This is a genomic window from Flavobacterium sp. 316, from assembly GCF_000967805.1.
Lineage (GTDB): Bacteria > Bacteroidota > Bacteroidia > Flavobacteriales > Flavobacteriaceae > Flavobacterium > Flavobacterium sediminilitoris.
Window position 1 is genome coordinate 1 of the sequence record NZ_JYGZ01000013.1, and the last position, 2834, is coordinate 2834.

Consider the following 2834-nt stretch of genomic DNA (forward strand, 5'->3'; position numbering starts at 1 on the left):
TTAAAATATGATGAACAAACAGGAGAAGAATACATAGAAACAACGATAGAAGATATTAAAAATGCAAATGAGCTCATTAAAGAAGTATTGATTAGAAAAGCTGATACACTCACAGGAAGAAGCCGAAACCAATTAGAAGCCTTTAAAACCATCCTCAAAAACAAAACAGAAACCTTTACCAATGCACAACTAAGAACCACACTAAGAATCGCAAAAAGTACTGCACAATATCATTTAAACACATGGCTAGATGCAGGACTAATCACCAAAATACACGACAAAGAATCCCAAACCTACAACTATAGATTAGTAAGCGAAAAAGAATACAAAGCACTTGAAAACAAGATAGATACCCTGTTAAAAACAGTAGTCACAAACATCGAGAACAGAGCGAGAGACCAAGACCGAACCAAAACCCAAATTAGGTCGGTTAAACCCAAAGCCACAAAGGGAAAACTACAACCGAACGAGTGAACAACCAAAAGGGTATGACGACCAAAAAAACGAATTACCAATTACTATTTACTAATTACTATAAAAATGAAAAAACTACCTATACAATCCACCAGTTACAACTATTTAGAAAACGCTTTTGCAGCGTGGTTAGACATATTGGGTTTTGCACAAGTTACCGTTTATAACCTACCCAATGCTGTTAGAGAGTTTTTACATTACCTAGAACAAAAAGACATCAAACAAATCAATCAAATAACCCATCACGATATAGCAGCATATTACAATTATCTAATCAATAGAACTAGCGAAAGACAAGGTGGAGCATTAAGTAGTAATTACATTAACCATCACTTTTGGGCGTTAGAAAAGTTTTTTGAGTTCCTGCATCACAAAGGCACAACAGGACTACCAGAAATCAATTTAAAAAGATTAAAAATACAAACACTAGAAAGAGAAATACTAACCATAGAGGAAGTAAAAGAACTCTATAAAATTGTAGAAAACCAACAAGCAAACACCCAAAAACAAGAAGCTTTAAACTACCAAGATAAAATACTGTTAACGATTTATTACGGTTGTGGACTTAGAAGAACAGAAGGTATAAACATAAGTATTGATGATATTAATTTTGACACACGAGTATTACACGTAAAGAAAGGCAAGAACAGCAAACAAAGGCTAATCCCTTTTAACAAAACAACAGCCAAAACATTACAAGATTGGGTGTATGAGTATAGAACCCTACTCGTAAAAGACAAAGCAGAGCACAAGCTATTTATTAACCGTTACGGCAAACCACTCACAGGCGGAACACTAAACTACAGGCTACAAAACATCATCAATCAAAGCGACAATATAAAACTAAAAGAAAAAACAATCACATTACACAGTCTAAGACATAGCATAGCCACACACTTACTAGCAAACGGAATGGATATCCAAAAAGTACAACGCTTTTTAGGACACAGCAGTCTCGAAACCACGCAAATATATACCCATTTACTAGAAGAACAACCAAACTAATCACTCATCACTAATTACCAATCACTTAAAAGATGGATTTTAAAACATACCTAAAACAACAAGAACTAAGTAAAACTACAGCCAAAATGTACCATTATCAAACTATGAATTTTATTAACTTTTTAGATAAGGATAATACAGAGCCCGAGAATTGTACAGAAAAGGAAATYATGTTATACTTGGCACACTTACAAAAACAAGGCATGGCATCCGAAACCAAAAAACTAAGGCTAATCGCACTAAGGCACTTCWTCAACTTCCAGATAGAAACAGGCAAGAGAAAAAACAATCCAACCACTAGAATAAAACTACAAGGAGGRCAAAAACAAAAACTCTATCCCATACTATCACCACAAGAACTACAAAACATTTACGAAAATTACACCGTTCCAAAAGAAGATGATCCAAGAAGCCATCACAACTGGTTTACMATGTATAARCTAGCYAAAGAACGAAACAAAGTGATTATAGGATTATTATTCAATCAAGGCATCACCACAGCCGAAGTAAGCAGAATTACAAYMGATAGTTTAGACCTTAGAAACGGTAAAATAGACGTGCGCGGCGGAAGAACAGGAAAAGACCGAACACTAGAACTCAAATCTAGCCAAATAATGGATTTAATGGAATAYCAATATAAAACTAGAAACGAACTAYTAAAATACCAAGCACARCAAACCAAACTATTATTTTTAAGCACACCACCAKCAGGACAAACACAAGTAAAAGAACCAAGCACACTAAACATCTACAAGCGATTAACAGAAGAACTAAAAGAACAAAATCCAAAGTTTATCAACTTCTTACAAGTTCGGGCATCAGTCATAACCTATTGGCTAAAAAACTACAACCTAAGACAAGTACAATACTTTGCAGGACACAAACGAATCATATCCACAGAAATGTACTTAATCAACGATATAGACGACTTACAAAAAGAGATAGACAACTTCCATCCAATAGGCTAATGGAATTAAAATAGGAACGCTTCGCTGAGTTCTTTGCGCCCACCCATCCAACGCTCCCCAAGCTCAAGTGGCTTCTCCCACCACGCAAAGCACTTGTTTTTCCCTAAGTACAGCACTATATACTACACTTTATGTTTTTTATAGGGAGTTACTATTGTTTTTAGTGGTCAATAAAAAGCCAGAAAGTGTTGTTATAGCGCTGCTCACCCAAAGCTCAAAAAACAAGAGCTTCGAACCCAAGCCAAAGCCACCCCAAGCTATTTATACATAATGCACCGGGCATTATAGTTCATAAAAAAGAGTTGATAATTAATTAAAAGATTTTTTTATGAAACCATAATTTGCACTATGTAAAATATCCGCACAGCCAACGCGCCCACCCGAAAA

At 35.3% G+C, this 2834-nt stretch carries 2 protein-coding genes and 1 pseudogene; all 3 read left to right on the forward strand.

Annotated features, from left to right (window positions below):
- Nucleotides 1-474 (forward strand): annotated as a pseudogene (locus tag SY27_RS18950) (hypothetical protein); the annotation flags it as partial.
- 66 nt (nt 475-540) lie between these two features.
- Nucleotides 541-1479 carry a tyrosine-type recombinase/integrase gene (locus SY27_RS17995; protein WP_045973034.1) on the forward strand — a complete coding sequence of 313 codons (939 nt, stop codon included), beginning with the start codon at nt 541-543 and terminating at the stop codon, nt 1477-1479.
- A 32-nt stretch (nt 1480-1511) separates the two neighbouring features.
- On the forward strand, nt 1512-2447 hold the full coding sequence (locus SY27_RS18410; RefSeq protein WP_052705440.1) for a tyrosine-type recombinase/integrase: 936 nt from the start codon (nt 1512-1514) through the stop codon (nt 2445-2447).
- Nucleotides 2448-2834: the final 387 nt, after the last annotated feature.